The 23,141-nt window shown below is 61.9% G+C and carries 28 protein-coding genes, 1 tRNA gene and 2 pseudogenes; 11 read left to right on the top strand and 20 right to left on the bottom strand.

Going from position 1 to position 23,141, the window contains the following annotated elements; all coding sequences use genetic code 11:
• Nucleotides 1-571 (top strand): peptidoglycan recognition protein family protein (locus tag VFL62_RS05985; protein ID WP_325171452.1); only part of this gene is annotated, 571 nt, incomplete at its 5' end.
• Nucleotides 572-738: 167 nt separating this feature from the next.
• Here VFL62_RS05985 and VFL62_RS05990 read toward each other — a convergent pair.
• The 3 genes from VFL62_RS05990 to VFL62_RS06000 all read right to left on the bottom strand — a co-directional run bounded on the left by VFL62_RS05990 (nt 739) and on the right by VFL62_RS06000 (nt 3,529).
• A complete protein-coding gene (locus VFL62_RS05990) occupies nt 739-1,095 on the bottom strand; it encodes a hypothetical protein (RefSeq protein WP_325171453.1) in 357 nt (118 codons plus the stop codon).
• A 302-nt stretch (nt 1,096-1,397) separates the two neighbouring features.
• Nucleotides 1,398-2,303 (bottom strand): RNA polymerase sigma factor RpoH, encoded by a 906-nt coding sequence (gene rpoH / locus VFL62_RS05995; protein WP_325171454.1) that lies wholly within the window; start codon nt 2,301-2,303, stop codon nt 1,398-1,400.
• A 215-nt stretch (nt 2,304-2,518) separates the two neighbouring features.
• Nucleotides 2,519-3,529, bottom strand: coding sequence for an RluA family pseudouridine synthase (locus tag VFL62_RS06000; RefSeq protein ID WP_325171455.1), 1,011 nt, complete (start codon nt 3,527-3,529; stop codon nt 2,519-2,521).
• 42 nt (nt 3,530-3,571) lie between these two features.
• Here VFL62_RS06000 and VFL62_RS06005 point away from each other — a divergent pair, with 42 nt between their 5' ends.
• Nucleotides 3,572-3,904, top strand: a complete 333-nt coding sequence (locus VFL62_RS06005; RefSeq protein ID WP_325171456.1) for a hypothetical protein — start codon at nt 3,572-3,574, stop codon at nt 3,902-3,904.
• A 105-nt stretch (nt 3,905-4,009) separates the two neighbouring features.
• Nucleotides 4,010-4,084: transfer RNA gene (locus VFL62_RS06010), tRNA-Glu, on the top strand.
• A gap of 100 nt (nt 4,085-4,184) precedes the next feature.
• On the opposite strand, the gene VFL62_RS06015 is transcribed toward VFL62_RS06010, so the two are convergent.
• The 8 genes from VFL62_RS06015 to VFL62_RS06050 form a co-directional block, all read right to left on the bottom strand.
• Nucleotides 4,185-4,757, bottom strand: a complete 573-nt coding sequence (locus tag VFL62_RS06015; protein ID WP_325171457.1) for an HdeD family acid-resistance protein — start codon at nt 4,755-4,757, stop codon at nt 4,185-4,187.
• A 48-nt stretch (nt 4,758-4,805) separates the two neighbouring features.
• Entirely contained in the window at nt 4,806-5,306 is a 501-nt protein-coding gene (locus VFL62_RS06020) for a hypothetical protein (RefSeq protein ID WP_325171458.1), read from the bottom strand.
• A gap of 8 nt (nt 5,307-5,314) precedes the next feature.
• Nucleotides 5,315-5,611: a hypothetical protein gene (locus tag VFL62_RS06025; protein WP_325171459.1), complete on the bottom strand. Its 297-nt coding sequence runs from the start codon at nt 5,609-5,611 to the stop codon at nt 5,315-5,317.
• A 30-nt stretch (nt 5,612-5,641) separates the two neighbouring features.
• Entirely contained in the window at nt 5,642-6,253 is a 612-nt protein-coding gene (locus VFL62_RS06030; protein ID WP_325171460.1) for a hypothetical protein, read from the bottom strand.
• 182 nt (nt 6,254-6,435) lie between these two features.
• On the bottom strand, nt 6,436-6,888 hold the full coding sequence (locus VFL62_RS06035) for a DUF2147 domain-containing protein (protein WP_325171461.1): 453 nt from the start codon (nt 6,886-6,888) through the stop codon (nt 6,436-6,438).
• 306 nt (nt 6,889-7,194) lie between these two features.
• A complete protein-coding gene (locus VFL62_RS06040; RefSeq protein WP_325171462.1) occupies nt 7,195-7,950 on the bottom strand; it encodes a CBS domain-containing protein in 756 nt (251 codons plus the stop codon).
• Nucleotides 7,951-8,046: 96 nt separating this feature from the next.
• Complete coding sequence (gene mgtA, locus VFL62_RS06045; RefSeq protein WP_325171463.1) at nt 8,047-10,680, bottom strand: magnesium-translocating P-type ATPase; 2,634 nt, start codon at nt 10,678-10,680, stop codon at nt 8,047-8,049.
• On the bottom strand, nt 10,662-11,390 hold the full coding sequence (locus VFL62_RS06050) for a CBS domain-containing protein (protein ID WP_325171464.1): 729 nt from the start codon (nt 11,388-11,390) through the stop codon (nt 10,662-10,664). The genes mgtA and VFL62_RS06050 overlap by 19 nt, the downstream gene beginning before the upstream one ends.
• Before the next feature lie 162 nt (nt 11,391-11,552).
• Here VFL62_RS06050 and ftsH point away from each other — a divergent pair, with 162 nt between their 5' ends.
• Nucleotides 11,553-13,400: an ATP-dependent zinc metalloprotease FtsH gene (gene ftsH / locus VFL62_RS06055; protein ID WP_325171465.1), complete on the top strand. Its 1,848-nt coding sequence runs from the start codon at nt 11,553-11,555 to the stop codon at nt 13,398-13,400.
• Nucleotides 13,401-13,499: 99 nt separating this feature from the next.
• Here ftsH and VFL62_RS06060 read toward each other — a convergent pair whose 3' ends face one another.
• The 4 genes from VFL62_RS06060 to VFL62_RS06075 all read right to left on the bottom strand — a co-directional run bounded on the left by VFL62_RS06060 (nt 13,500) and on the right by VFL62_RS06075 (nt 15,431).
• Nucleotides 13,500-13,715 (bottom strand): ChaB family protein, encoded by a 216-nt coding sequence (locus VFL62_RS06060; protein WP_325171466.1) that lies wholly within the window; start codon nt 13,713-13,715, stop codon nt 13,500-13,502.
• Nucleotides 13,716-13,733: 18 nt separating this feature from the next.
• Nucleotides 13,734-14,150, bottom strand: a complete 417-nt coding sequence (locus VFL62_RS06065) for a DUF3775 domain-containing protein (protein WP_325171467.1) — start codon at nt 14,148-14,150, stop codon at nt 13,734-13,736.
• Nucleotides 14,151-14,265: 115 nt separating this feature from the next.
• Complete coding sequence (locus VFL62_RS06070; protein WP_325171468.1) at nt 14,266-14,481, bottom strand: hypothetical protein; 216 nt, start codon at nt 14,479-14,481, stop codon at nt 14,266-14,268.
• 110 nt (nt 14,482-14,591) lie between these two features.
• On the bottom strand, nt 14,592-15,431 hold the full coding sequence (locus VFL62_RS06075) for a universal stress protein (protein ID WP_325171469.1): 840 nt from the start codon (nt 15,429-15,431) through the stop codon (nt 14,592-14,594).
• A 148-nt stretch (nt 15,432-15,579) separates the two neighbouring features.
• Between VFL62_RS06075 and VFL62_RS06080 the strand changes: the two genes are divergently transcribed.
• Complete coding sequence (locus VFL62_RS06080; RefSeq protein WP_325171470.1) at nt 15,580-15,768, top strand: hypothetical protein; 189 nt, start codon at nt 15,580-15,582, stop codon at nt 15,766-15,768.
• Between the two features lie 78 nt (nt 15,769-15,846).
• Here the strand turns inward: VFL62_RS06080 and VFL62_RS06085 are convergent, their stop codons facing one another.
• Nucleotides 15,847-16,533, bottom strand: a complete 687-nt coding sequence (locus tag VFL62_RS06085) for a CBS domain-containing protein (protein ID WP_325171471.1) — start codon at nt 16,531-16,533, stop codon at nt 15,847-15,849.
• Between the two features lie 382 nt (nt 16,534-16,915).
• On the opposite strand from VFL62_RS06085, the pseudogene VFL62_RS06090 reads away from it, so the two are divergent.
• Both VFL62_RS06090 and VFL62_RS06095 read left to right on the top strand, forming a co-directional pair.
• A pseudogene (locus tag VFL62_RS06090) lies at nt 16,916-17,596 on the top strand (protein-L-isoaspartate(D-aspartate) O-methyltransferase); the annotation flags it as partial.
• A gap of 59 nt (nt 17,597-17,655) precedes the next feature.
• On the top strand, nt 17,656-18,108 hold the full coding sequence (locus VFL62_RS06095) for a host attachment family protein (protein ID WP_325171472.1): 453 nt from the start codon (nt 17,656-17,658) through the stop codon (nt 18,106-18,108).
• A gap of 67 nt (nt 18,109-18,175) precedes the next feature.
• Here VFL62_RS06095 and groL read toward each other — a convergent pair whose 3' ends face one another.
• Together groL and VFL62_RS06105 are read right to left on the bottom strand one after the other, a co-directional pair.
• A complete protein-coding gene (gene groL, locus VFL62_RS06100) occupies nt 18,176-19,798 on the bottom strand; it encodes a chaperonin GroEL (RefSeq protein ID WP_325171473.1) in 1,623 nt (540 codons plus the stop codon).
• Nucleotides 19,799-19,862: 64 nt separating this feature from the next.
• Nucleotides 19,863-20,390, bottom strand: coding sequence for an Hsp20/alpha crystallin family protein (locus tag VFL62_RS06105; RefSeq protein ID WP_325171474.1), 528 nt, complete (start codon nt 20,388-20,390; stop codon nt 19,863-19,865).
• A 180-nt stretch (nt 20,391-20,570) separates the two neighbouring features.
• On the opposite strand from VFL62_RS06105, the gene VFL62_RS06110 reads away from it, so the two are divergent.
• Both VFL62_RS06110 and VFL62_RS06115 read left to right on the top strand, forming a co-directional pair.
• A complete protein-coding gene (locus tag VFL62_RS06110) occupies nt 20,571-20,885 on the top strand; it encodes a DUF1476 domain-containing protein (RefSeq protein ID WP_325171475.1) in 315 nt (104 codons plus the stop codon).
• Between the two features lie 14 nt (nt 20,886-20,899).
• A complete protein-coding gene (locus VFL62_RS06115; protein ID WP_325171476.1) occupies nt 20,900-21,370 on the top strand; it encodes a CBS domain-containing protein in 471 nt (156 codons plus the stop codon).
• On the opposite strand, the gene VFL62_RS06120 is transcribed toward VFL62_RS06115, so the two are convergent.
• Nucleotides 21,367-21,612, bottom strand: a complete 246-nt coding sequence (locus tag VFL62_RS06120) for a hypothetical protein (protein ID WP_325171477.1) — start codon at nt 21,610-21,612, stop codon at nt 21,367-21,369. The genes VFL62_RS06115 and VFL62_RS06120 overlap by 4 nt on opposite strands.
• 134 nt (nt 21,613-21,746) lie before the next feature.
• On the opposite strand from VFL62_RS06120, the gene VFL62_RS06125 reads away from it, so the two are divergent.
• Nucleotides 21,747-21,923, top strand: a complete 177-nt coding sequence (locus VFL62_RS06125) for a hypothetical protein (RefSeq protein ID WP_325171478.1) — start codon at nt 21,747-21,749, stop codon at nt 21,921-21,923.
• A gap of 267 nt (nt 21,924-22,190) precedes the next feature.
• Entirely contained in the window at nt 22,191-22,856 is a 666-nt protein-coding gene (locus VFL62_RS06130) for a helix-turn-helix domain-containing protein (RefSeq protein WP_325171479.1), read from the top strand.
• A gap of 82 nt (nt 22,857-22,938) precedes the next feature.
• On the opposite strand, the pseudogene VFL62_RS06135 reads toward VFL62_RS06130, so the two are convergent.
• Nucleotides 22,939-23,141 (bottom strand): annotated as a pseudogene (locus VFL62_RS06135) (ABC transporter permease); the annotation flags it as partial.

Raw genomic sequence — 23,141 nt, forward strand, 5'->3', positions numbered from 1 at the left:
GGCCTCGGCCGGCGAGCCTTCGCTGGAGGCGATCGCGCGTTCTTCCGGCACGCCGGACATTCCGGGCCTGAAGGTGGTCTGGCTCGCACCGTGGGGCGATGTCGAGAAGGCGCACCCGTGGGCGAACATCATCGTGCATCAAACCGAGGGGCCGGCCGGCTCGGCGCGCGGTGGGGCGACGCTGCAATCGAAAAATCCGACCCGCCGCGGCGTCATGGTGTGGGTGGAGACCGACGGCACGGTGTATTGGGCGGTTGCCGAGCATCTCGTGCCGACGCATACCGACGGCGCCGACCGCAACGACAACAAGTACATCGACAACGCGAAGACCTATCACCGGGTCAACAAGGACACCTCGATCGGCGTCGAATTCGCCGGCAACTATCCTGATGTGACGAAGCCCGCCACGGAAGCGCAGATCGAAGCCTGGCGAATATTGGTGAAGGTGTTGCGCGCGCGTTACCGCATCCCGCTGGACCACGTCTACGCGCACAACTGGATCGATTACAAGGATGCGCGCTATTGCGAGGGATGCGCGCTCGCCACCATGGCGCGGGAGTGGGGGGAATAATTCTCCGTCGTCCCGGCCAAGCGGAGCGCGAGCCGGCGGAATCCGTCGATGGCGTATGCCGGAGGACCGTATTCCAAGTACTTGTGCCTGTGGTTATGGGTCCCGGCGTTCGCCGGGACAACACCTGCTTATGCCGCAGGAGCAAACATGACGGTGATGACGCCCTCTCACACCGATTGCGCCATCCAGTTCAGGAAGCGGCGAACCGGACCCGGACGGGGTTCTCGACGCAACTTGGGCAGCGAGCGATCTTCTTCCTCGGCGGTGCAGAGTTTGACGAAGTAATCCAGGAACACCATGTCGTTCGGCTCGGTGAGGGTGAAGCTCTCGCCGTCGACGAACACCGTGTAGTCATAGAAGAACGGCCCGACGAACGGCACCACTGAAGATGGCGTGGCGCGATCCTTGGAAATCACGAAGCCGGACGGATCGAGCCCATGTGCGATCATCGTCTGCTCAAGCTTCGGCAGCTTGCGCATGAATTCGCCGGAGAAGTCGACGGTGGATTGCAGGACGATCGGCATGGCTCGCTCGGCTGATCAATCGGGAGGACGGCATCGGATACCGTCTGTCTTCGATTTGGTCGGCGGTGGAGGCTCGCCGGTTCATGGGGCGCGGCGGCCCGCGTCCCGGATGCTGCGCAGCGTGAAACGGTGCGCTGCTGATCCGGGGTCCATGCGGTCCCAGGCCGAGCTCGGCACCCTAGCGCGTCCAAGACGCGCGTACACGCGCTTGTGGCGCCGGGCTGCGTCCGGGACACGAATGCGGGCCAACAAAAAAGCCGGCGTTGCCGCCGGCTTTCCGATCTTTGCGCTGTCTGTCGCGATCAGGCGGCGTGCGCGGCCTCGAGCGCCGCGGCTTCCTGGCGTGCGATCGTGCCCTTGACGGCCGACTGCACTTTCTCGAAAGCGCGAACCTCGATCTGCCGCACGCGTTCGCGCGACACGCCAAACTCGGCGGCGAGGTCTTCCAGCGTCATCGGCTCTTCCGCCAGACGCCGCGCCTCGAAGATTCGGCGTTCGCGCGGGTTGAGCACGCCGATCGCGCCGGTCAGCGCTTCATGGCGATGATCGAACTCTTCGTGCTCGGCCATCATGGCTTCCTGGTTGGGCGAGTTGTCGACCAGCCAGTCCTGCCATTCGCCGGCTTCGCCGTCGTCGCGGATCGGCGCGTTCAGCGAGGCATCGCCGCCGAGGCGGCGGTTCATGTCGATGACGTCCTGATCGGTGACGCCGAGACGCTTGGCGATCAGCTTGACCTGATCGGGACGCAGATCGCCTTCGTCGAGCGCGGAGATCTTGCTCTTCGCCTTGCGCAGGTTGAAGAACAGCTTCTTCTGGTTCGCGGTGGTGCCCATCTTCACGAGCGACCAGGAACGCAGGATGTACTCTTGAATTGAGGCCTTGATCCACCACATGGCGTATGTAGCGAGCCGGAACCCCTTTTCGGGTTCGAACCGCTTCACCGCCTGCATCAGGCCGACATTGCCTTCCGAGACGACCTCGGAAATCGGCAATCCGTAGCCGCGATAGCCCATGGCTATCTTGGCCACGAGCCGGAGATGGCTGGTGACAAGTTGATGGGCCGCGTCGCGATCGTCGTGCTCGCGCAGACGCTTGGCGAGCATGTATTCCTGCTGGGGTTCCAGCATCGGAAACTTGCGGATCTCGGCGAGGTATCGGGACAGGCCGGATTCTCCGTTGAGAACCGGCAGGGTAGCTGTGCGGGCCATTCGTGCGCCCTCCAGAGGTTCAGGCCCCCGATAGCGGCGGGCCAGGCAGGCGGCTCCTTTTGTTAAAGCCAGTCGCTCTGCGATGTTCCGCGTTGGATATTCAACGCAGGCGCAACATACACCAAACGGGACCGGTTTTGAAAGTTAAACCCCCGTCACGTTACGGTGTGGCAGCCATAACCTATTGGCATATTAAGACTTTTTACACGCCTGCGTCATAGCGCCGCTTGGAGCGTTTGCTCCAAAAATCGCAATTCCGCGGGCAAATCCGAGCTCCACTCCAGAATCGCCCCGGTTTTCGGATGCTCCAGCGCCAAGAGGTATGCGTGTAGCGCTTGGCGGCCGAGGGCCTCCAGCGCCGCCTGGCTCTGGGGGCCGAGGTGGGTCGCCTTGGTCTTGAAGTGGGGACCGTAGACCATGTCCCCCATCAGGGGATGGCCGATATGGGCCAGATGCACCCGGATCTGATGGGTGCGGCCGGTCTCCAACTCGCAGGCAAGCAGCGAGGCCACCGGCTTGCCGTCCGGCCCCGCAAAACTTTTGACGACCTCCCAATGCGTCACGGCGTGGCGGCCGCCTTCGCGCACCGCCATCTTTTCCCGCGCGTGCGGGTGACGGTCGATCGGCGCATCGACCGTGCCGCGGACGCGGTTCGGCACGCCCCAGACAAAAGCGAGATAGCCGCGCCGCATCTCGCCGGTCTTGCCGTGGTCGGCGAACTGTGCCGACAGCGAGGCATGGGCGGCATCGTTCTTGGCAACCACCAGCAGGCCCGAAGTGTCCTTGTCCAGCCGGTGCACGATGCCGGGCCGCTTCACGCCGCCTATGCCGGAAAGGCTATCGCCGCAATGGGCGATCAGCGCATTGACCAGTGTGCCGGTCTCGTGGCCCGCGCCCGGATGCACCACAAGGCCGGCCGGCTTGTCGATGACGATGAGGTCGTCGTCCTCGTAGACGATATCGAGCGCAATATCTTCGCCCAGGGGTTCCGCGGCCACCGGCTCAGGCACGTCGATTGTGATCGTATCGCCCGCGGCGACATGGTAAGCGGGGTCGCGGACAAGCGCGTTCCTGACCGCGACCTTGCCATCGAGGATCAACGCCTTCAGCCGCGACCGCGACAGTTCGGCAATGTGCGCCGCCAGCACGCGGTCGAGCCGGGTCGAGCCCTCGCTGCCGGCGACGGTGACGTGAAGTCTCTCGCTTTTGTCCGTGCCCTGTTCCAAAACAACCAATCGCAAACGTTCGAACTTTCAAGAGCTGACGCAATGACTGATGCCGCGATTCCCGAGCCGACCCCGGAGCAGGCCGCGCTGTTCGCGCGGGTGCGGCGCATGATGCTGATCGCGGGCCTCACCACCGGGCTGGCGGTTGCGGCGGTCTTGATCGCCATCGGCTACCGTCTTTTCAAGGCGGAGGGAAGCGTTAACACCGCCGAGATGACGGCCGTGCTGCCCAAGGGGGCGAAGATCGTCTCCACCAGCCTTGCCGGCGACCGGATCGTGATGACGCTCGATGTGGCCGGGGTGACCGAAATCCGCACCTTCGATGTCCACACGCTCAAGGCCGTGGGCCGGCTGCGGTTCGTCAACGAGCCGTAGCTTCTTATTCCTCTCCAGGCGGGGAGACGGCCTTCACCTTGTCTTGTGGCGCCAGCAAACTCGCCTTGCGGTGGCCCCGTTTCAAGGCTATTCGTCTGGCCTCACGCTCCCTTCGTCTAGCGGTTAGGACGCGGCCCTCTCAAGGCTGAAACAGGGGTTCGATTCCCCTAGGGAGCGCCACGCCATAATTGGCCCAGCCCCGGATGCTACCGGCGCGGAGCCACTCGGGGGCGCCGCGACGGAACTGGCGTGACATTGCAGCTCTTGTTTGTTGCAGCTCTTATTTGAAGGCTCGGCGCACCGTGCTCGCGACCAGGCTCGTTGCAACGCCCGAGCTGATCAGGTTGACGCCGACGATGACCCCCAACGCCCAACTGGCCGAGCTTGGCCATCCGGCAATGAGCAGGGCCGCCAGAACGAGATCCACGACGCCGCTGAAAAGCATCCAGCTCCATGATTCCGGAAACACCGAGCGATAGCTGATCGCAGCTGCGATCTGGAAGACGCCTTCGGCGATGAAGAACGCGACCAGCAGCAACGTGAGCGAGACCACGCCTTGGACCGGATGCCACAACAACAAGACGCCCGCAAACAGCGACAACGCGGCGGTCAAAAGCGTCCAAAGAAAGCCGCTTGCATTCGGGGCAAAGAACATCACACCGAGCCCCATCACGCCGCTGAATAAAAGAAGCCAGCCAACATACAGCTCGACGGCGAGGCTTGAAATCTGTGGCCACATCAATGCCGCTACACCGAGCAAGGTCATTATGATCCCCTGCGCAAGAAACAGTCCGGAATGGAGGCGGACCGTGTCCCTGATCGCCCGGTGCAAGTTCTGCGTGGTGTCAGTCATGACTCTCTCCTCAAATTTCTCGGCGAAATTTCCTGTAATTACTGCTCCCTATGAATGCTCCTTCTTGGAGCGCATTCCCTTGAGGATCGACAAGACCGCGGGGACGAGGAGCTTCTGCGCGGCGACATCGAACGGATTGTGAACCACCGCTGCAACATTTTGCTTCACGTTCCTCACTTCCTGGGAAATCGCGTCGACACTGATCTTCAGTTCGCGCGCATTCTCCTGCATCGAGTCGAGCGCCATTCGCCGCATTTCAAAGGCCATATCGATTTCCGGCCCGGGCCGCGAGCTACTGCCGATCAGCAGCACGACGGCCGCGATCACGACGTCGGCGACTGCAACCACAGTGGCGGCCCAGATCAAGCCGATCGGCTGCAGCAAAGCATTGTAGGCGGCGAGATTGGCCATTCCGAGCCCGAACACTGCGATCAGCCCAGCGAACGCAAAAAGGCTCAAGCGCCGCGCGAAAACGCCGAGCCAGATCTTTCCGATCAGCAAGTCGGCTTTCCGCAGTACCTGCAGGTCGCGAAGAACGTTGTCGATCATGTTCTGCCTCACCGTCGCCCGAGCAGCCAGCCGATCACGATTCCGGCCGCGAGAGCGCCGATGACGCTCTGCGCCGGATGCGCGGCAATGTCCTTTTCGGCCTCCTCAAGGAAGCCCGTCACTGCATTCGCAAGCTCGCCGAGCTGATCGCGCCATTCGCGCTCATCCGCGCTCTCCGAAGCCGGTTCGGATGAGGACGGCTGCGTCGGGGGCGACATTGTGGCCGCCGCCCGTTCGCGCTGCGCGGCAGATAGCTCCGCTTGCAACGATTTCAGTTCCTGTGAGATGACATGATCGGTAGCCATCGTACACCCCTTCCCAAAGACCGATTCTCTTTACTGTTTTGGGTGGGTGGCTTGCTTGAGAGCGTCCCAGGCTTGCTGGTTGGCGCGGTCGAACGCTTTGCGCGACTCCGTCAAGGCTGCGCTCATCGCCGCCCATGACTCGCTTCCCGCCTGCTTCAATTTCTGGAAGTGAGCTTCGGCTTCCGCCGCGCCGGCCTTCATCTGCTTGAGGGCGGCGTCGAGATCGGCTCGCTTGGTCGAGGCGAGCTTCATCGCCAAATCCTGAAGTTCGTCCGCAGCCGCCTTCCAGGTATTGATCTGGGCGGCAGCGATATCGCGGAACGCCGCTTGCTGCTGTTCAGCGTGCTTGCCGACAGTCTCGAAATAGGTTTTTACCTGCGCCTCGAAGCCCGGCCATTGCGACTGAAGCTGCGCGATATTGGCCCGCATCGTGGCTTCGGCGGCCTCGAGCTGGGTCTTGACGGTGGCCTGAAATTCGTCGCGCCGCTTTTTCATTTCGGCGACAAGCTGGTCGGCCTTCACCTTGGAATCGGCCTTGAACTGATCGGCTTTTTGTTCGACCGCCGCCAGCGTGGCGTCCATCTCGTCGATGCGCTGCTTGGTCCAGTTCAAATAAGCATGCATGCTGCTTTGCTCAGCCATGGCGACCTCCTCGTTGAGACGCGCGCATTGAAACCAGAGCAATCCGGTGGCGTATTGATTTGTGTCAAAGCCCCGGCGAGATTTGCCGATGTCTGCCGCTGGCCCTTGCGAGCGCGACTGCTATCAGATTTCGGCGGCGTCGCTTGAGACGGCAACGGTGCTTGCTATTGGTGTCACCGCCCTCAATTCACCCGCGTCCAGGTTTGTCGGCGACAGAGCAGGCCGGCCAGGCTGCAAACCTCCATCTTGATGTTATTTGGTCCGTCCATCGAAAAGCTGGCGTCGATGGTTTTGCCCTCGTTGGGAGAGTAGACCTTTGCGGTCCATTCGCCGACCGTGCGGCCCGGCTTCAGATCGCTGATGATCTGCAGGCCGAGGATCGGCCTGCTTCGATTGGCCGGATCGGGATTGTTCCTGTCGGTCAGCGGCTCGCCGGTTTGCGGATTACTCGCAGACTTCAGCCAGACGATGCTGCCGCACAACGCGGGGCCACACGGGCTGATGCGCACCTTCGTGGTGGCGTTCGGATTGAGCCAGACGCCGACGACTTCTGCCGACTGTGCGGCGTAGGTACCAAATGCTTCCAGCGCCATGACGGCCACGATGCAAAAGATCGCAACGGCGCTTCGGGTCATTGCAGCTTCTCCTCGGTATGCGTGATGAGTGTGGGCTTTCGCTCCGACCACTATTGCCGCCTGCATGTTTCCCGAATGTGTCCTGGAGTTCGCTGACGTGTTGCCGGATGCGACCGGGGCTTCACTGCGGCCGTACCGACGTTTTTGTGAGGCTCTTGAGGGTTTCGCGCAGCGCCGCCTGGCACCGCTGCAACATCCGGTTACAAATCACCGGCTTTGGCGCGCGATGAAGCAAGCGGGCTCATCGAACGGAACTGAACCGGAGCCCATGCCGGAAACAGCCGATGCTGCGGCCCGAGGCGGAATTCAGAGCGGCTCGTCGTCGGCGGTTGAGGGCTCCGACTGCAAGGAGACAAAATCGCCGCCCCCATAGTCTTCCTCCGGCGGAGGATAGCTGATCTTGGAGAGCTGATCCTCCACGCGCTTGACGCCGCGGATATTCTCCACGGCAACGAGCGCGGCACTGCGGGCGTTGTCGCTCTTGACCGTTCCGCGCACGGTGGCGACGCCATCCCGAACGGTGACGTTCAGCGCGCAAGGGCGCCATGACGCATGCGAGAGCGCGGCAATGGCCGAGCTGCGAATCTGATCATCACTGTCCGAATACCCGGCCGCACCAGGCGGCAGATGCGCGATCGCCGTCAGAAAATCGCTGCGGGTAATCATCCCAACGATCTCTTCGCCACGCATGACGGGAAATCGGTGAACGTTGCGGGATTCCATCAGCCTGACGATCTGCTCGAGCGCGGTTTCTTCGCCAACCGTGATCGGGCTCGGCGACATGATCTGGCTGACCTTGCGGCCGTGCTGGCGGGTAAAATCGACGGCGACCTGGTCGGGACCGGCGAGCAGGGATAGCCAACGGCTTCGCCTTTTGTCCGTGCCAAGTTCGGTGCGGCGGACGAAATCGCCTTCCGAGACGATCCCGACGAGTTTCCCGGCCGCGTCGACAACCGGCAAGCCGCTGATGTGATGAGTCAGCATCGACTCGATCGCCTCTTGCAGCGAGGCGTCGCTATCGATTGTGATCACGTTTCGCGACATGATTTGATGGGCGCGCAATGGACGATGCTCCGATCCGAAATCTGACGAAGCATGATCGGGAATCGTTGTCCGGTCCTTGATCTCCGTCAAGCCGATGTTCGCGCGCCTTGGGCCCTAACGGGCACTTTGGGCCTGGAGCGCAAACCGTTTTGCGACCTCCGCGGCCAGGAGATAGGCGAGGGTGATGGCCGCCAGCACTGTCAGCACAGGGATTGAAAGCCCGGTAAATCCGAACAAGCCGCCCCACGGCCCGAGGGCAACGACGATGGCGCCGATCAGCGCGCCGATGGACGTGACCAGCAGGATGGCGTTCGGGCGATTGGCGCGCCAGGGCAGACGGCGCGAGCGGATCAGGAAGATCACGAGGATCTGCGTCGCGATCGATTCGACGAACCAGCCGGTCTGAAATAGCGCCGCGTCGGCGTTCAGCACCTTCAGGAGAACCGTGAAAGTAACCGCGTCGAACAACGACGAGACCGCTCCCATGATGATGGTGAAGCGCAGGATGTTTCGCATGTCCCAGACTTCCGGCTGCGCGACGTCTTCGTCGTCGACCTCATCGAACGGAATGCCGATCTCGGAGAGATCGTACAGAAGGTTGTTCAGGAGGATCTGTAACGGCAGCAGCGGCAGGAACGGCAATACGATCGAGGACAGCGCCATCGACAGCATGTTGCCGAAATTCGAGCTGGTTCCCATCCGGACGTATTTGAGAATATTGGCAAACGTCCGCCTTCCTTCACGCACGCCCGCCGCGAGCACCGAGAGATCGGTCGCCAAGAGGATGATGTCGGCGGCGGCGCGCGCGACTTCGGTGGCGCCGGTGACGGACATGCCGACGTGGGCCGCGTGGATCGCCGGCGCGTCGTTGACGCCGTCGCCCAAGAAGCCGACGACATGCTTGCGGCGGCGAAAGGCCGCGATGATCCGCCGTTTCTGGTCGGGATCGATACGGGCAAACAGGTCGACATCATCCACGCGCGCGGCGAGCGCGGCGTCGGTGAGATCGGCTATTTCGGCGCCGGTCATCACCCGGTGACTGGAGAGACCGACCGCGCCTGCCACATGTGACACGACCGCGGCATGATCGCCGGAAATCACCTTGACCGTAATGCCCAGCGACGTGAGTTCACCGACTGCCGCGGCAGCATCCTGTTTCGGAGGGTCCGCGAAAACGCAGAAGCCGACCAGCGTGAGGTCGGCTTCGTCCTGGACACGAACGCTGTCCTGCCCCGGCGGAAGCGACTTGGTGGCCAGCGCCAGCAGGCGAAAGCCGTCCTGCGAATAACGATCTTCCAGGCGCGCCAGACGCTCGCGCCAGCCGTCATCGAGCGGATGGCCGAGACCGTCGACTTCTGTCGCGACGCAGCGTGAGATGACCGATTCCGGCGCGCCTTTGGTGATCATCAGACACTCGCCGCCGCGGGTGATGAGCACCGAGAGACGGCGGCGCTCGAAATCGAAGGGCACCTCGGACACCCGCCGCCACTGGCCTGCGCTTTCACCGCCGGCTGCCAGGATGGCGTCATCGAGCGGACTTCTTACGCCGGTCTGGAAAGTGCTGTTCAGCGTTGCAAGGTTCAGGACATGCGCGCTGCGTTTGCCGTTGCAATCGACATTATCTGTCAGCGTAATTCTGGCTTCCGTCAGGGTCCCCGTCTTGTCGACGCACAGCGTGTCCATGGCGCCGAGATCGTGAATGGCCGACAGCCGCTTGACGATCACCTTGCGGGCCGCCATGCGCTGCGCACCTCTTGCCAGCGTCACGGTCATTACCATCGGCAGCAGTTCCGGTGTGAGGCCGACCGCCAATGCAAGCGCGAACAGAAACGATTCCATCGCCGGCCGGTGGCCTGCGAGCTGCACGGCCAGCACGAACAAAGTGAGGAACAGCGTCAGCCGAAGGATCAGGTATCCGAGCCGCGTCACACCTTGTTCGAGGGCCGTCGGCGGGGTGTTGGCGGCCAAGGCGGCGGCGATCGCGCCAAAGCGGGTGCGGCGGCCGGTTGCGACGACGAGCATGGTGCCACTGCCGCCGACCGCACTGGTGCCGGCGAATAGCGCATTGGTGGCTTCAGCCGGTGAGGTCGCGCAGCATGGCGTGCTGGTCTTGATGGCGGGGAACGGCTCGCCGGTCATCAGCGCTTCGTTGACGTGCAGTTCGTGGGCTTCCAGAACGATCCCATCGGCGGGAACGAGATCACCGGTACGCAGCTTGACCACGTCGCCTGGAACCAGCGCGGTCACCGGCACGGATGACGTCGATCCGTCGCGTACGACGTCGGCCTCGATGGCAACCGACTGTCTCAGCGCTTCAGCCGTCAACTCGGCACGGTGTTCCTGCACGACGTCGAGCGTCAGCGAAAGGGCGATAACCGTTACGATGATGACAAAGCTGCCGAGATCGCCGCTTGCTCCCGAGATGGCGGCGGCGACGAGCAAGATTGCGACCAGGGGATTAACGAGACGGTGAGCGACTTTCTGAAGGATCGACCGGGTCTGCGATGCCTCCATCCGGTTGGGACCAACAACCGAAAGCCGTTTCGCCGCTTCGGACTGCGACAGCCCGTTGGGGCTGCTGGCGAGCTTCGCCAACAAGGCATCGCCCGCCATCAGCCAGAAATTGCCGCTGCCGAGTTCCGGGAGGCCTAATGGATCGTCGCTTTCGGCGCACGCTGAACGCGTCGTGGGCTGAAAGATCCTGCTCCGGTCGGACAGCCGTTCCAGCATCAACCTGCTTTCGCCCATGCGTCGTCTTCGGGAGATTCCAGGTGATTTCCGGTCACAAAATCCATCCAGAACAGATGGTCGTGAACTTTGACGACGCCCTGGACGTTCTCCGCGGCAACGATTGCGGCTTGTCGGTAACGTTCATTGGCGATGACGCCGGTCAGGTGGACGATGCCATCGCGGACGACGACGCTTAGCCCAAGTGGGCACCAGTCCTGCTTTTGCAGCTCCGCGACAATCCGCTCCCGGATATGGTCGTCGTCGGCCGTCGGGTCGGGTATGTCGCGTGCGAGGCTCGCTACGGCCTGGAGCAAATCGGACCGCGAGATGATTCCGACCAGCTTGCCGTTCTCCACGACGGGAACGCGCTTGATGTTGTTTCGCGCCAAGAGATCGACGATCTCGGACAGCGGCGTCGTTTCGCCGACGGTGATCGGAGAGGTCGTCATAACCTCGGAAATCTTGCGTCCGTGTTCGCGGACGTAATCCTCGGCCTCTGCGCCATGTCCGAAAATGAAACCGAGCAGGCGATTGCGTTTCCGCGATGTGCCGATCTCGGCGCGGCGCAGGAAGTCGCCTTCCGATACCATGCCCACGACGGCGCCGGCCTGGTCGAGCACGGGGAGGCCGCTGACGTGATATCGGAGCATCAGATTGACGGCCTCCAGGACCGTATGCTCCGGGGTCACCGAAATCACATTCCTGGCCATGATTTGACGGGCGTGCATGCTGGCCTCCTTCTCGGTCTTTACCGCTAAGGGGCCCGGATCGAGCCGTCCTTGATGCTGATCAAGGCTTTCCTCAAATGGAGAGCCCCGAAGCATTTGATTTAAAGCAACCTTGGCCGGTGCCCGGCGGTCAAAATGGCGTTTTCGAGTTCGAGGACGCAAATGGAAAAGCCGCCGACGCCGGTACAGAAGGGATCGCTCGCTTTACTGGCTCTTGCCCTGGTAGGATTTGGCCTGCTGTTTCTGCAGTCGCTCATCACTGCTCACCAGAGCATCGAAACGATTCCCTACAGCAAGTTCGAAGAGCTCGTGTCGCAAGGGGTGGTGTCTGATGTCATCGTCGGCAAGGATGCGATTTCGGGCAACCTGAAAGACAAGGTTCTGAACGGAAAGTCCGCATTCACCACGGCGCGCGTCGACACCGCATTGATGGACAGGCTGGAGTCCAAGGGCATCACCGTAACGGGCGCGCCGTCCGATGGGCTCCTGGGCAGCCTGTTGGCGTGGGTTGTGCCTTTGATCCTGATCTACGGCTTCTGGTTCTTTATGGCTGGGCGTCTCGGCGGCCGCCAAGGGGGCGGAAGCCTGATGGCGATCGGAAAATCCCGAGCCAAGGTTTACGTCGAGCAGGACACCAAGGTCACCTTCGCGGACGTCGCCGGCGTCGACGAGGCCAAGTTCGAATTGCAGGAGGTGGTCTCGTTCTTGAAGGACCCCCAGAGCTATGGGCGGCTGGGCGCGCACGTGCCCAAGGGAATCCTGCTGGTCGGTCCGCCCGGCACCGGCAAGACATTGCTGGCGCGGGCCGTTGCCGGCGAGGCGGGCGTGCCATTCTTTTCGATATCCGGATCGGAGTTCGTGGAGCTTTTTGTCGGCGTCGGGGCTGCGCGGGTCAGGGACCTGTTTGAGCAGGCCAGGAAAGCCGCCCCCTGCATCATCTTCATCGATGAACTCGATGCGCTCGGAAGAAGCCGCACGGCGAGCGCCTTCGCCGGTTACGACGAGAAGGAGCAGACCCTCAACCAGTTGCTTGCCGAACTTGACGGCTTCGATCCCCGCGCCGGGGTCATCCTTCTGGCCGCGACCAATCGACCCGAGATCCTGGATTCGGCCTTGCTGCGGGCCGGCCGGTTTGACCGGCAGGTGCTGGTCGATCGTCCCGACAAGAGCGGGCGGCTGGCCATTCTCAAGGTTCACATTCGCAAGATAACGATCGGCCAGGGGGTTGATCTCGATACCATCGCCGGCCTGACCGCCGGCTTTACCGGCGCCGACCTTGCCAATCTGATCAATGAGGCGGCGATCGCGGCGACCAGGCGCAATGCTAACGAGGTGAGCTTCGACGATTTCACGGTCGCGATCGAACGCATCGTTGCCGGCGTTGAAAAGAAGAGCCGAACCTTGAGCAAAGGCGAACGCAGGCGGACCGCCTACCACGAGATGGGGCACGCACTGGTCGCGGCAAGTCTGCCGGGCGTCGATCCCGTACAGAAGGTGTCGATCATTCCGCGGGGCGTCGGCGCGCTCGGTTACACCATGCAGCGGCCGACGGAGGACCGCTTCCTGCTCACGGTCAGTGAGCTCAAGAACCGGATCGCGGTCCTGATGGGCGGTCGCGCCGCCGAGCGATTGATTTTCGATGGCGATGTCTCCACCGGCGCGGCTGACGATCTGCAGCGAGCCACCGAAATCGCCATCGAGATGGTGACCAAGTACGGGATGGACGCCGGCGTCGGACAACGCACCTACGCGCCAAAGCCGCAAACGTATCTTCCGACCATGCAGGACGCAGTCGTCAGTGCCGCCGAAGCGACCGGGCGGGAGATTGATCTGGCCGTGCGGCAATTGATCGAGGCGGGCGATGCGTGCGCGCGCGAGATACTTGCGCGAAGGCGGAACGAATTGGAAGACGGCGTCAAACTCCTGATTGACAGGGAGACGCTGACGGCCGAGCAGTTTGCCCCGCTCCGTTCGTCCGGGATGGATGGCGGCGTGCAGGCGGTTGCCTGAAGCCGGCTTGGCCGGGCTTTACGTGGCGGGGCGCCCGTTTACGTGCGGAATCCCGCGACATCCAGTCGGTTCGGTCGTCGGATCACTTGGTCTGTCGGATCACTTGGACTGCAGCGACACCCACGCGTCATCGATCTTCGTGTAGCTTTGCTTCACCGCGGCCCAGGCGATGCGGTGCGCGATCTCCTCCTGGCGTGAATCCGCTGCATGCGAGGCGAATGAATGGTTAAAGGCCTCGCGGTAGATATCCTGCGCATGCCGCGGCAAGCGGTGACGAACGGCAGCGGGAAGATCCTCGTTCGAGGAATAGGGCATGGATCCCCCTCAAGCTCGCTAGAGCGGCCTCTCAAACTCTTCCACCGAATGCCCGAACTGCGTCAGCGCCTCCTCAAGCTGGTCGCCGAGAAGGGGCATGCCGAGAAGGTATTGGGCGGTTCGCCGATTGTGAGCGCGCGCAGCTTCGGCGCGAAGATCGTTCCAATCGTCAAGCCCCCCGTCGCCGCGCCCGAGCCAGGCCAGCGCGACGAGGTCAACTTGCTCGTCTTCGTTAAGGCCGCGGATCATGGCGGCCAGTTCGGTCCGAACGGGATCATCGCGGTGATCTTCGAGCACCGACAGCATGCCCTCATCGCTGGCATTCGAGCCGGAGTCCGGATCGGTGACCACGTCCTTGACGTCGAATTGCCTCGCCTTGGCAATGATGGCCGCAACCTTTTCGGCTGAAATCGAAAGATCGGGAATTTCGCTCATTTCCTGGGTCTCGAATATGCGGTTGAACTGTCAGCAGCGTAGCTGACCGATCGACCGTAGCCTTGACCAAGGTCAAGGCGGGCCGGCGCGCCGGCGAACGTCACGGGCAGGGTGGTCAAATCCGCCGCGTCGATGTCTGCGTCGCAATGGCTTCCTGTCCGGTAAAACCCGGGCCGCGCAGCTCGCTCGCTTCCACCGCCGCGGGTGCCGCAATGATCGAACTGACGCGGGCGGACAGCGAAAAGGCCGTGAGGGCAATGCTGCAAACCAGCGCGACAACGACGATGCGCAGATGCGTGGCACGGTCGGCGCTATAGATCGAGGAGTTCATGTTCTGCCTCCAAAAGCCGGAAAAAAGAACAGGCCAGCTTTTTGTATCGAGGCAGAGCGGGTGGCGAAATTCGGTTCCTTAACTTAGGTGGAAATACGGAACCCTCGATGTCAATGCGACATCAGGGTGGGAACGGTCATCGACTCGAGCATCTCGCGCGTGACGCCGCCCAGAACGCTCTCCCGAAATTGGGAGTGGCCATAGGCCCCCATCACCAGCATGTCGACGTTCTCATCGGCGGCGAGCGACAGGATCGAAGGTTGGATCTCCGATCGGTTCTGTTGATAGCTGAGAAGTTTGACGGGCCGGCCGTAGCGCTTCAGGCGTTTGACAACCTGTTCGGGCGCCGCATCGGAGGACGCTACCCGCTCCGAATTGGCCGAAATGACCGCGAAGGATTCGGCTTTTGCCAGTAACGGATCGGCATCCCGCAAGGCACGCGCCGCGAGCCGGCTTCCGTCCCAGCAGACGCCGATACGTTTCGGCCGGAGCTTGCCGCGGAAGATGTACGGCACGAACAAGACGGGCCCACCCGATTGAAGCAGGATTTTGGTCGGGATCGTGCTGTCAAAGGCGTGCTGGCCGGGCTCCGGCTGTAGGACGATCGACAGGTCACACAATCTGGACGCGGCGCTGATCGAGGCTGCAGCTTCTTCGGGCAGGTCGACAATGGGACGGCAGTGGTAGGATATGCCCGCAGTGCGCGCCTCGGTCTCAAAAATCGTCAGAGCCGCCATGGCGCGATCGGTAGCTCGCTGCTGTCCGATTTCGAAGACTGCGGCAACCGCCGCAGCCGAGCTTCCCTCGATCGCATAGGTATTGGCCGTGATGTCACCGGCGGCGAAGGCCTCGATATGCGCGTCGAAAAACGAAGCGAGCGAGACCGATGCATCGATGACGGGTTTTATCGCTCGGTCGGTGGGAAGGTGTACCAGAATATCCTTGATCATGCGCTGCAGCCTCCGGCGGAGGGCTGCAATAATCACCTGGCTGCCGCCGGTCGATTTTGACTTACCTCAAGGGCGATCGAGAGCGCCGTGTTTGATCTCGCGCAATTCCGCCCTCCGGCATCAGCTTATCTTTATAAGAATGTATGAGATGACACTTGCGCGAAAATGGGGCCGATGGTCGTGGAGCGTTTGCGATTCCACCGGCAAGGTTATTGTGGCCGGCCGGGAAAAATCGCGCACCGCGGCAAGGTACAAGGCGGCGCGTGCGCTGTTCGAGCTGCTGCTGACGATTGGGCTTTGCGACTTCCAGGATACGAAGCGCAGCGAGCGCCGCTAGGGCGGCTGAGAAAATCGGCGAGCACCGGGTCGCGAACGGCGCCGTCGTCGCCAGTTTTCGATTTTCGGAAATCGCAATCTAGTAGAGATAAACAGGTTCCCTGACCAGATGGTCATTGACGGCCATCACGCCTGGCGTGGATTCCGCGGCGACCCTGATCGCCTGTCGCTCCGGATCGGATTCGGCAATCCCCCAGAGGTCGACGACGCCGTTGGTGACCGTGACGTTCAGCTTGTGGAGATGCGACCAGGAATACTTCTTCAGCTCGGCGATCAACCGCTCTCTGATCATTGCGTCGGACGCGCTGATCTCGAGTTGCGGACGGGCGCTCGCGATCGCCTGAACGATGTTGGCGCGGCTGATGATGCCAACAAGCTCGCCTGCCGCGTTCACGATCGGAACACGCCTGATTTGTCTTTCCTCGAGAATGTCGGCGACTTCATGCAGCGGCGTATCGGGATGCGCCGTTTGCACGGTCTTCGACATCACGTCCTTTACTTTTCTCGCGTGCGCCTTCGTGTAATCTTCGGCAAGCGCCCGCTCTCCTGAAATAAGTGAGAGCCACCACGAGGCGGGGCGTTCCGTGCCGGCTTCGACGCGGTGAATCAGGTCGGCTTCGCTGACGATCCCGACGATGCTGCCGGATTGGTCGAGCACCGGAACAGCGCTGATGTGCTTCTCGACCAGAAGCTTCGCCACGTCGCGAATGGTGTCGTTCTCGCAGGCGGTGATAACCGGTGAGACCATCACATCGCGCGCTTTCATGGCTGTCTCCTTTGGACGCTCGGCATTCAGTCCAGGGTCAACAAGGTCAAGAAGGCCCGGAAGATCATCCAACCCGCGGTCGCTCCCAGCATCATGCCCGCGAGAATCCAGCTTACTCGGTTTGAGATGGATCGTTCCTTGTGGCCGCGTCTTGCCGGAAGCTCGGTCGTATCCGGCCCGAAACAATCGCGATCGTCGGGCAGAGGACGGCGCCCGGGATGTTGGCCGTGATGTGCAATTGCCATCGCGCGAGACCTCCGGTTCAAAACAAGTGTCATGTCCGTGCTCGCCTCTGCCATTGACCTAAATCAATCCTGTCACGCGCATTTTCGTGTGGTCTCAAGTCAGTCAGTTCGAACGTTTTTCCGTGAAAGATCTTTGCATGGCGTTGTCGGATCTGAAGGAAGCCGACCGCAACGAGACCGAGGCGTTTCGCGCCCGCAGGTTTGAGATGGTCGAGCAGAGCATCGCCAGGCGCGGCGTTCGCGACGAGCTGGTGCTGGAGGCAATGCGCAAGGTGCCGCGCGAGCGTTTCTTGCCCGCCAAACTCCGCGAGTTTGCTTACGATGACACGCCGCTGCCTATTGAGGACGCGCAAACCATTTCGCAGCCCTACATCGTCGCCTTCATGGCTGAAGCCCTGCGCCTGAAGGGCGGCGAAAAGCTGCTCGAGATCGGCGCCGGATCGGGCTATGCGGCCGCCGTGCTCTCCGAAATCGCCGCCGACGTCTATACGGTTGAACGCATCGGGCGTCTGGCGGAGACGGCGGCGCAAAGACTGACCGAAATGGGCTACGACAACGTGCACGTCCGGCATGGCGACGGAACCATGGGTTGGCCGGAGCATGCGCCCTATGATGCGATTATCGCCGCGGCGGGCGGCCCGCAAGTGCCCGAATCATTGAAATCGCAGTTGAAGGTCGGAGGTCGGCTGGTGATGCCGGTGGGTTCGGATCAGCAGGTGCAGGAACTGGTTCGGGTCACGCGCATCACGGAAGACGAATATCGGACCGAAAACATCGCCGACGTGCGGTTCGTTCCGCTGATTGGCAAGGAAGGATGGACTGGCGAGACGCCTAAACCGGGCTCGGCCGGAAGTGATCGAACAATCGGGAGCACAGCATGAGCAAACTGAAAATTCCGCATAACGCCTTTGTTTTCGTGGGAGACGGCCGGAAGGCGCTGTTCCTCAGGAATGAGGGCGATGAGAAATATCCCAACCTGAAGACCGAACAGGTGTTCGAAGACGTCAATCCCCTGACGCACGAGCAGGGAAGCGACCGTCCAGGGCACATCAGCAAGGCATTCGATTCCAGCCAGCGCAGCGCGGTCGAACCGGTCGACTGGCACCAGATCGAGGAGCATCGCTTTGCCAGGAAAGTGGCGGCAGCGATGGAAGAGGTCGTTCGATCGCGGAAGGTACCTGCATTGGTCGTCGTCGCGCCGCCGCGGACGATGGCGGACCTGCGAAGCGCATTTCATGCAGACATTCGCGAGCGCATCATCGCCGAGATCAACAAGGATCTGACCAAGCATCCGGTCGGCGATATCGAGAAGCATCTGACAGCAGCCTGACGGACTTTCCTTGCAGCAAAAGGGGCCGCCTTCGGCTGCCCCTTTTTGGGTCGTCACTTTCAATTCATCACATCGCCAGGTCCGGCTCCGGGCTCCGCTCGCGTTTCGGCTCCGGAATCTCCGTCATCGTCGCCTCGGTCAGCAGCAGGATGCCGGCCACGGAAATCGCATTTTCCAGCGCGGTTCTGACGACTTTGGCCGGATCGACGATGCCCGCCTCGACCAAGTCGACATATTGCTTGCGGGCAGCGTCGAAGCCGAAGTTGCCTTCGCCGCCGAGCATGCGCGCGACGACCACGCCGCCGTCGGTCGCCGAGTTTTCCGCGATTTGGCGGGCGGGGGCTTCCAGCGCGCGCTTCAGGATCTGGATTCCGGTTCTTTCGTCGCCTTCGCAGGCGGCCTCCTCTTTGCCGACGGCCTCAATGCATTTGAGAAGCGCGAGACCTCCGCCGGCGACCATGCCCTCCGCCACCGCCGCCTTGGTTGAACTGATGGCGTCGTCGAGCGCCTCCTTCTTCGCCTTCATCTCGGCCTCAGTGGGCGCGCCGACGCGGATCACGGCAACTCCGCCGGAAAGCTTTGCAAGCCGTTCCTCGAGCTTTTCCTTGTCATACTGGCTGGTTGTCTTTTCGATCTCGCGCCTGATTTGTTGCATGCGGCCATCGATATGGCTGCGATCGCCCTTGCTCCCGATCAGGGTGGTGTTCTCCTTGTCGCAGACCACCCGTGCGGCATGTCCAAGCTGCGTCACGGTGACATTCTCGAGCTTGAGGCCAACTTCTCCCGATATCACCTGGCCACCGGTCAGGATTGCGATGTCTTCCAGCATGGCCTTGCGCCGATCGCCGAAGCCGGGCGCCTTCACGGCGCAGATCTTCAGCACGCCGCGCAACCGGTTCACGATCAGCGTAGCCAAGGCGTCGCCCTCGATATCCTCGGCGATGATCAGAAGCGGCCGGCCGGATTTCGCGACCTGTTCGAGGAGCGGCACCAGATCGTTCAGCGCGCTGATCTTCTGGTCGCACAGCAGAATGAACGGATCTTCGAGCACGGCCTCCATGCGTTCGGCGTCGCTGACGAAATAGGGCGAGAGGAAGCCGCGGTCGAATTTCATACCCTCGACGACGTCGAGCGAGGTTTCGGTGGTCTTGGATTCCTCCACCGAAATCACACCTTCGCCGCCGACCTTTTCCAGCGCGTTGGCGACAAGTTCTCCGATCGCCGGATCGTTGTGAGCTGAAATCGTGGCGACCTGGGCCTTTTCCGCCTTGGTCTTGACCGGCCGCGCCATGGCATGCAGCGCCGCGGTTGCGGCCTGACAGCCGCGATCCAGTCCGCGCTTGAGGTCGATTGCGCTGGCGCCGGCGACCACATTTCTCACCCCGTCGGCGAGAATGGCGTGCGCCAGGATGGTCGAGGTGCTGGTTCCGTCACCGACGACGTCGCCGGTCTTCTCTGCCGCCTGCCGGAGCACCTGGGCCCCGAGATTTTCTTCCGGATCCTTGAGGTCGAATTCCTTGGCGATCGTCACGCCGTCGTTGCAGACGATCGGCGTGCCCCAGCTCTTCTGGATCAGCACCGATTTGGACTTGGGACCGAGCGTGACCCGCACGGCATCTGCGAGCAAGGAGGCGCCGCGAAGAACCTTTTCGCGAGCGGCCGAGTGAAACAGCACCTGCTTATGCGGCATATGTCGGTCTCCAAAATGTTAAAGAAGCGGCCCCGCCATCGGCGATGACGGGACCGGCGTTTGCCTACTTGGTGGCGATCGGAATCACGGTCTGCTTCTTCTGGGCTTCCGCGGATTTGGGAAGCGTGACGGCGAGAACGCCGCTCTTGAAGCTCGCGTCGATCTTGGCAGCATCCACACTGGACGGCAGCCGGAGCGAGCGGCGGAACGAACCGTAGCGACGCTCTGAGACGTAGCGGTCCTTGGTCTTTTCCTCTTTCTCTTCGTTCTTCTCGCCCTTGATGGTCAGAATGTCGTCGGAGAGGCTGAGTTCGATGTTCTTGGCGTCGAGACCTGGAAGTTCGGCGGTGATTTCGAACGCATTGTCCTTTTCGACGACGTCGATTGCCGGCGTCACCGGAAATGCCAAATCGCGGCGCCAGAAGTTTTCAACGTCGCGGTAGAGCGGCGATTGCAGGAAGCCGGCCTCAAAATCGTGAAACAGCCGGTCGACCTGGGTGCGCAGGTTCTCGAACGGACGCCATTCAAGAACGCTCGGCGGGGCCGCCGGTTTTTCGGTTTTTACAGGTAGCTTGGTTGCTGCTTCTGCCATGGGATTACTCCTTTGCTTGTTAACTGGCGGGGTCAGGTTAGGAGGGCGAAAACAGCAAGGTTTGATCCTGGTCAATCCGGTCTCACGTGGTGCCGGCGCGCCGCTCGGCGGTTGACCTGAATCAAGTGCATCGTGCCCCTGGCCGCTACGGTTGAGCGGCCATTGAAAGGGAGGCGGACAATGACGACGCTTGATCGGCGCGAAAATGCCCTCGAGACCGAGTTTGCGCATCAGCAAGAACTCAAGTTCCGGGCGCGGGAAAAGGCGGTCAAGGGCCTGGCGGTCTGGGCAGCAGGCCGAATGGGAAAAGCGGGCGATGCGCTGGAAGCCTACGCGCGCGAGGTCGTCGCCGCCGACGTCTCAAGCCCTGAGGCGACGATCGACCGGCTTGCTGAGGCTCTCGCGTCAAAGGGAATCGGCAAGAGTGAGATAAGCCAAATGATGGACCGATTGCTTGCTGCGGCCGATGCCGCGATGCGGACCTCGCAGCCCTGACAGGGAGCCGGGCGATGCTTGCGACAAAGGTGATGCGGCGTTCGTTCGAAACGATCAAACCGGCGACGCCCCTCGTCGAGGCCGCGCGTGTGCTGTTGCAGACGAACCAGCGCGGGCTGCCGGTTCTCGACGATGATGGCGATCTGATCGGCATCCTTTCGGAAGGAGATCTTTTGCACCGCGACGAGCTGGGCGTGAAGTCGCCAGCCGGAAATTGGCTCGAAGAGGTTCTGGGGATCGAGGAAGACACACCTGCCCGCAGACGCATGCGCGCACTGAGCGTCGCCGCCATCATGACCAGACATCCGGCTTGCGTGGATGAACACGCCACCGTCGACGACGTGGTTGCGCTGATGGACCGGCGCAAGGTGGCCCAGGTTCCGGTCGTACGTGCAGAAAAGGTGATCGGAATGATCAGCCGTTTCGAATTGCTGGAAGCCCTGGAGCGCAAGCTGAGACCATTTGGAGAAAGGCGGTCCGGCTAGCCGGGCTGGTCGGGGGCGGGCTTTGCCGGCATTTGGAAGCGCCGGCGAAACACGATGGCGTTGTCTGCAAAGCTCGCCACGCATTGGTGGCTCCTTGCAAAGTTGCGTAGCCGCCCCAACGCGGCGCTGTTGGTGCCGAACAGCCGCTCGTAATCGCCGCGCAGTATCTGGTGCATGGCGCCTTCCGCCAAGGCCTCGAGCTTTTGCTCCAGTTCAGGGAGCGTGAATTCGCGACGTCTCATGCCGTTGTCTCCATGGCGGCCAGAACTCCGTTTTTATAAGGCTAGTCCTGCACCGGATCGGCTGATTTGACCGGAATCAATCGGCTGAACGACGCGGGATCCGTGCTGCGCGAACCGGCCCGAACAGGCCGAAGATGCGACCGGCGAAAACGCCAGCGGTTGCGGCAAATCAATGGCTGCCGCTTCGAATCCAGGATGATCAAAAAGTGATCGGACGCATTATCCTTGGCATCTTCTTTGGCGAAGGCGCGGAAATTGACGGATCAGGACGCAATTTGGCAGGAAATCTCAACGGCTCCGTTCAACCGTGACCTCGAGCTCGCGGTGATCGAGGGCGATCACGTGTATACGGTGGTCTTTGCCTGCCGGCGCACCGTCAGCGGTTGGATCAAGGCGCTTTCGTCGGAGCGCATTGCACTCAGTCCGACCCATTGGCGCCTCTGGACAAAATAAAATGCAGCTGGGCCTCGTCCCGAGGACTCCCCTCCGTGATTGTACTTAGGGGCACGACCTGAATTTCGACTTTCGTGGAAAACGGCGAGGTTCCGGACCTCAACGATCGGAACCGGAGATTCGCCATGCTCACCGCCGCAACCGCCAAGTCCTCGATCCACGCTGGTCCGCTCGCGCCAGTGTCCTCGAACGAGGGCCAGCTCGGCTTGATGGGAGCCCCGATTCGATTTGGCCGTAACAACGAGATCTACGGCGAGGACGAGCCGGCCGAGTATCTTTACCAGGTGATCTCCGGCGCCGTGCGTACTTACCGGATGCTGGACGACGGCCGTCGTCAGATCAGCGCGTTCTATCTCCCCGGCGATATCTTTGGTGTCGAGGCCGGTGACGTTCATCTGTCTTCGGCGGAGGCGATCTGCGACGCCCAGGTTCTGGTTGCCAAGCGGAGTGCCGTGATGGCACGGGCGGAACACGAAAAGAGCCTCGCCCGGCAGCTTTGGATGCTGACCGTGCGCGAACTTCAGCGCGTGCAGCAGCACTCGCTGGCTTTGATCAGGAGCGCGGAAGAACGCGTGGCCGGTTTCCTGCTCGAAATGGCCGGCCGCAATACCAATGGCACGACGGTGGAGCTGCCGATGTCGCGTCAGGACATCGCCGACTATCTTGGACTGACAATCGAAACGGTGTCGCGGACCATCACCCATTTCGCCCATTCCGGCACCATTGCGCTGGAGACTTCGCGCCGAATCCAGCTCCGCAATCGTCCGGCGCTCACCCGGCTGAACGCTTGAGCCGGTCTATCACGGATCAAGAAATGCTTGTCGGGATCGCCATCGGCTGAACCGATCGACTTCCGGCTTGCAAGGCGCGGCGCTATGACGGCGCCGCGAGCGTCGAGCGAAACCGCATCAGCGAAAAGACCAGGAACAACAGGCCTATTCCCGCGACCGCGATGAATTGCGGCCACACCACGTCAAGGCCCGCGCCGCGATAGAGAATGGCCTGCGCGAACGACACAAAGTGGGTGGAGGGCGAAGCCTGCATCGCGGTGGCGAGCCAGCGCGGCATGCTTTCCA

Origin of the sequence: Bradyrhizobium sp. (assembly GCF_035701725.1) — a bacterium.
In the GTDB taxonomy this organism is placed as follows: Bacteria; Pseudomonadota; Alphaproteobacteria; order Rhizobiales; family Xanthobacteraceae; genus Bradyrhizobium.